The 5,336-nt window shown below is 42.0% G+C and carries 5 protein-coding genes and 1 pseudogene; all 6 read right to left on the minus strand.

Features of this window, described 5'->3' with window-relative positions; translation table 11 throughout:
* Positions 1-610: IS607 family transposase (locus tag VB836_RS30170; RefSeq protein WP_323225233.1), on the minus strand; the 610-nt coding region annotated here is incomplete at its 3' end.
* Positions 582-776 carry a hypothetical protein gene (locus VB836_RS30175; protein ID WP_046280171.1) on the minus strand — a complete coding sequence of 65 codons (195 nt, stop codon included), beginning with the start codon at positions 774-776 and terminating at the stop codon, positions 582-584. The genes VB836_RS30175 and VB836_RS30170, both read right to left, overlap by 29 nt.
* Before the next feature lie 155 nt (positions 777-931).
* A complete protein-coding gene (locus tag VB836_RS30180) occupies positions 932-4,087 on the minus strand; it encodes a sister chromatid cohesion protein PDS5 (RefSeq protein ID WP_323225235.1) in 3,156 nt (1,051 codons plus the stop codon).
* Between the two features lie 70 nt (positions 4,088-4,157).
* A complete protein-coding gene (locus tag VB836_RS30185) occupies positions 4,158-4,373 on the minus strand; it encodes a type II toxin-antitoxin system HicB family antitoxin (protein WP_323225237.1) in 216 nt (71 codons plus the stop codon).
* Positions 4,373-4,633 (minus strand): type II toxin-antitoxin system HicA family toxin, encoded by a 261-nt coding sequence (locus tag VB836_RS30190; protein ID WP_323225239.1) that lies wholly within the window; start codon positions 4,631-4,633, stop codon positions 4,373-4,375. Before VB836_RS30190 ends, VB836_RS30185 begins: the two co-directional genes overlap by 1 nt.
* A 161-nt stretch (positions 4,634-4,794) precedes the next feature.
* Positions 4,795-5,336 (minus strand): annotated as a pseudogene (locus VB836_RS30195) (photosystem II q(b) protein); the annotation flags it as partial.

The raw sequence follows: 5,336 nt of genomic DNA on the forward strand, positions 1-5,336 counted from the left end.
AATGCTCCTTAGGTCGTTGGCTGCTTCGTCTCCCATAAATCTTTGCCGAAAACGAAGCCATTAGGGACACAATATCCTCAACTAATTCAGCTTCATAAGATTTCGGTAAGACTTCTTCGATTAACTCTATCTGAACTCCATAACTACTGAAGAAACAATCAATAAAGTTGTAGTTAAAGCGGGTCAAACGGTCTTTGTGTTCCACTATTACGCGATTGATTAATCGTGACCTGACCAGGTGAAACAATCCCTTTAACTTGGCTCGATTGTCGTTCATTCCCGAACCCACTTCAGACAGTACGTGTTCAACTTGATAATTTTGCTTTGCACAGTATTCAAGAGTTCTAGCTTTTTGTCTATCTAAGTCTCCTTTTTGTTTTTGCTCCTGTGAACTAACTCGACAATAGACAGCGACAACTTCTAGGTTTACAGGTGCATCAGACGATTCAACTTTCATTAGTTCATTTACTTCAGATTGCTTAAATCGTCTATGCCCTCCGGGAGTCCGAATTGGATTAAGAACACCTGACTTTTCCCACTTTTGTAATGTCCATCGAGTTACATTTAAGAGGTTGCAAACCTCAGCCGTAGTTAGAAGCTTTTCCGCCATTTCCAAAACTCAGGATATTCTTCCAGTGGTCATAGAATTCTTGAAATTCCTCAACAGTGGGAACTTCATCAGGCTCAAACGGGAGTGGATGTTCATAGATCCTCCCGTCACTCAACTCGAACTCAGTTCTCGTCACTTTGATGACCTTTACTGCGTCCTCGTTCATTCGCCAACATTCCTAAAACTGTGACCCCTTGAAATTATAGCGTTTTTCTACAGCTTTCAAGAATTTTCTGCGTTTTGCGTTTAACAGTCGTTTACCCTCAATGAAGTCAAGGTAACATGAAGTCCGGCTAACCAGCGATCGCACGCTATCCCATTCTAGTCAGCCAACAAATTCCACAACGCATCAATTCCACTGCCAATAGATTCAGAATCTTGGTGTTGTTCCAGCCATTGAATAACAGCAGGAAGAACAGTATCGGATTTTTTACCCAACTGACCCAAAGCCCTGGCAGCCCTGTCTCTTATAAAAGAATTATAACTGTCATTAATGAGTCCTAAAAAGAGAAAGTCCAGAACCATTTGTAAATGCTCGCCCAATTGATCGAAACTAGAGTCAACCAAAGAGAAAACTAAGCTACAGGCAGCCAAGGAACGCAAATCATCCGACTTCTCATCAGCAAGTCGCTGTAGCAGTACATCGACTACTGTTTGTGAACCCTGGCCCAAACTCCCCAAAGCAACGATAGTTGCTAAACGTACTGTAGAATCGTCATCAGTTAGTAGTGGCAGCAAAGCATTAATCACCGTTTGTGAACTTTTCCTCATATTACCCAAAGATGAGGCAGCATTCCTACGCACATGATAATTTTCATCAGTCAGCAGTAGTAGTAAAGTATCAACCACTGCCTGTGAACTGTTGCCCAACCAGCCCAAGGCAAAGGTGGCATTCCCACGCACAGTATCATCTTTATCTTGCAAACATTGCAGCATCGCATCAACTACTGTTTGTGAACCTTTGCCCAAATTACCAAAGGCATTGACAGCCATCTGACGCACAGCAGAATCTTCATCGGAAAGGGTTTTCAGCAGGGCATCGACCACTGTTTGCGAACTGTTACCCAACCGACCCAAAGCAGAGACAGCATGGTAACGCACAGAAGGATTTTCATCGGTGAGTGTTTTCAGTAGGGCATCGACCACCGTTTGTGAACTGTTGCCTAACTTGCCCAAGGCATCCGCAGCACTCCCACGCACATCAGAATCTTCATTAGTAAGTTGTTCTAACAGAGTATTAATAACCGCCTCTCGTTCTCCCAACTCGACTTGATACTTCTGCAAGCGAGATTTATCAATTTGATCGCTGTGTTCTTTCAACAATTGCAATGCCTGACTTTCAAACTCAGTTTCATAGAGACTACACAGGATTTTAAAAACTTGCCCTCTTACTCGGCTTCCCACTCGCTTTTCATCTTGAATTTCCCTCGCCACTAACCGTTCTAAAACGTCTTCAACCAAACCACTATCCGCAACGTTTAAACCCTTCGGATGTTCAGCCAAACAATACCCCGCAAATAATAAATCCCGATGCAGCCATTGTTCGTAGTCGCTACCCCGATTTAAAATTGCCTGAATTGCTTTGGCGGCTTTCTTCGGTTTTTGTTGGCTGATTAACAGCAGCAAAACTTCTCGCCAATGGGCATCGTGGAGATAGTCTTTTATCGCATTTAAAACAATCTCAAAATCGTCCTCATTATCCGCTTGATAGTTAATCTCTTGGGCGCAGAGATATTCTTGAAACGTCTTGTGAACAAAAGCATAACAATCCTGACCCTGTTCGTTTAACAGTCCCGTTCTCTCTCGAATAAACCCAATAAACCGTTTTGCTTCTTCGTTCGCCTTAAACAGTTCAATTGGTTTGAGGGTTTTGATTTCTCGACTCAACTGTTCAATCAATTCCTCCTGATCAATCATTGTACCGCCTTCATTATCCCCCGTATTTCCCTGAGTATGTATCCAAAACGCCAACCGTTCCATCAACCGGGATAAATCATCCAGTTCGAGATATTTAAGAATAGTATGATTTGATAGGTCTTTGTTGGCATCCCAAGAGGTTAATAGGGTTTCTACTGCTCGTTGATACAGTTTGTAGCGTTCTTTCGGTAAAACCGCTTGATAGCGATGAATCAATGCAATTATCGTTAATAATAGCGGATTTCGCGCCAAGAGTTTAATCCGGTCGTTATCATCGAGTGCTTTTCTGAGGCTATCTTTGCGGCGTTCGGCTTCTGTTTGATCTAGAAAACGGCTATCGTACCAGTTGTTAATAAACTGCTCAATTTTCTCATCATCAAATCGTTGCAGTTCGTGGTGGGGAAACTCCTCGGTTCGGAAAAAGTCGCGCCGATAACCCGCAGGACGAGAGGTAATAATGGCAATATTTTTGTCATACTGTCCGAGAAAGTTTTCAATCCGTCTAACAATTTCATTGCGTTTACTTTCGTCGGCGATTTCATCCAATCCGTCTAATAAAATTAAGGTTCGTCCGTCTTCCAGCCAATATTCAAAAAAGCCTGTCTGTAGCGGTTTAACTGACATTCTCTTTTCTGCAAATTGTTTAACAAAATCGAGAATACTGAGATTGGGTTCTCGGACAAAATCTCGCATCCGAATTAAAATCGGTAGCCAGTCAACGTTAACATCCAAGCCCAAAAGTTCGGGTTTGTTTTGAGCTAACATCACCGCAAAATAACTCATTAAAGTGGTTTTTCCTGAACCGGGCGCACCCAATAAAACCGCCTTGCGTGAGGAAACATTTGTTAGCAGTTCGGAGGCTAAGAATCTTCGACCTGATGAATTTTCAAACAAGACTCGTTCTCGCTGTTCTTGGATTAATTCGGCTTGACGGCTACCGGAAATTAACCAATTCCCTAAGTTTTTTTGAGTCGAAACATCTTCAACCACATCCGGCATCACAAAAATTTGCGCCAATTTTTCTGACTGATCGACCTCCTGACCCGGAACGGCAATTCCCGCAAATTTCACATCATCAAACCAGTTGGCAAGCTGTTTAAAATAGTTCTCTTTGTTAACTTGAAATCGAATAAAAGTTGACGTTTTTTCAAAATAAGTATTGACAAACTGCTCAATCCAAGGTAAAAGATATTCTAGATCAAGGTTGAGTTTTGAGGCTTCTGCTTCTCGTTCAAATACTTTCTGTAAAAATTCAATTTGGGGTCTACCTTTATCACTCAACGGTTTTCGCAATTCCGCCTGTACCCCGGAGTCAGCCAACACGCTTTCTAAAAATTTAGGATATCCGTTCAACCCATCGCCACTCACCCGATAAAATAGCCCCTTTTGGGCGAGATTTTGTTCTTTTTCCCAATGTTCAGCCGCTTTTAAACTCGCTGCGATCGCTTTTTCGACGTCGGTTTTATTGAGCGTTTTTTTAACCTTTTCTGTTGCTCCTTTCCAAACCAAATCCCCGATTTTCGGAGCAACCCATCCAGCTACAGCAGTTATCGGTTCCATGTTATCGATATCTCGCGACCTACCTCTTTCTAGTTTATTCTAGCTTTTGAGAAGATTTGCCCGTATAATTTTATCTTTGATAAATAATCGGTCGATACTTGGGTTCGGGAATCAATTTATTTGCAGCTTTAGCCGCTTCTAACCATGCTTTTTTAGCAATTTGTACCTCGCGCAAGGCATCTTCTGGAGTTTCACCAAAAGCGGAACAGTATTGTAAGTCAGGAATATCGGCAATATATCCGCCATCTTCTTCGCTGTAGAAAATATTGATGTGATAGTCTTTCATCAGCGCTCATCCTCCATTCTTAAATTGTACTTTTCAATTAATGATAAGAATTGACGCACTTGATAAGGAGTAACATCTCCTTTTTTATTTTGAATGTTGACAATTTCTGTAACTTCAGGATGGGTAAAAATGTGATGGCTACCACTAACTCGTACAAGACTAAATCCAAAAGCTTCAATAAGCGTCACCATTTCACTAAACTTGATGTTTCTTGAACCCGCTAGAATCTTATCTAAAATTTTCCGCTTTTTATCGACCACGTTTTAGACTTCCTATCGTTGATCGTTTAATCCCATGTTGCTTTAGCCAAACACCTCAGACTGTTGTTACATTCTAAATTACAACAAAACCATCAAAAAACAAACACAAAAAACGCCCCCCTGATGGAGAGCGTTTCTTGGTTATTTAGTTAAGCTAGCAATTAGCCTTTGATAACGGGTGCAGACTCAACAGAAGCCAAGTCTAAGGGGAAGTTGTGAGCGTTGCGCTCGTGCATTACTTCCATACCCAGGTTAGCGCGGTTGATTACGTCTGCCCAAGTATTGATTACCCGTCCGCTAGAATCAATTACTGATTGGTTGAAGTTGAAACCGTTCAGGTTGAATGCCATGGTTGATACACCTAAAGCAGTAAACCAGATTCCGATTACAGGCCATGCTCCTAAGAAGAAGTGGAGGGCGCGTGAGTTGTTGAAGCTAGCGTATTGGAAGATTAAACGACCGAAGTAGCCGTGTGCTGCTACGATGTTGTAGGTTTCTTCTTCTTGACCGAACTTGTAACCGTAGTTTTGAGATTCGGTTTCAGTTGTTTCACGAACTAAGGAGGAAGTTACCAATGAACCGTGCATTGCACTGAACAGTGAACCACCGAATACACCTGCTACACCCAACATATGGAACGGGTGCATCAAGATGTTGTGTTCTGCTTGGAACACTAACATGAAGTTGAAGGTTCCACTGATTC

The organism is Limnoraphis robusta BA-68 BA1, assembly GCF_034932365.1.
GTDB classification, from domain to species: Bacteria; Cyanobacteriota; Cyanobacteriia; order Cyanobacteriales; family Microcoleaceae; genus Capilliphycus; species Capilliphycus robustus.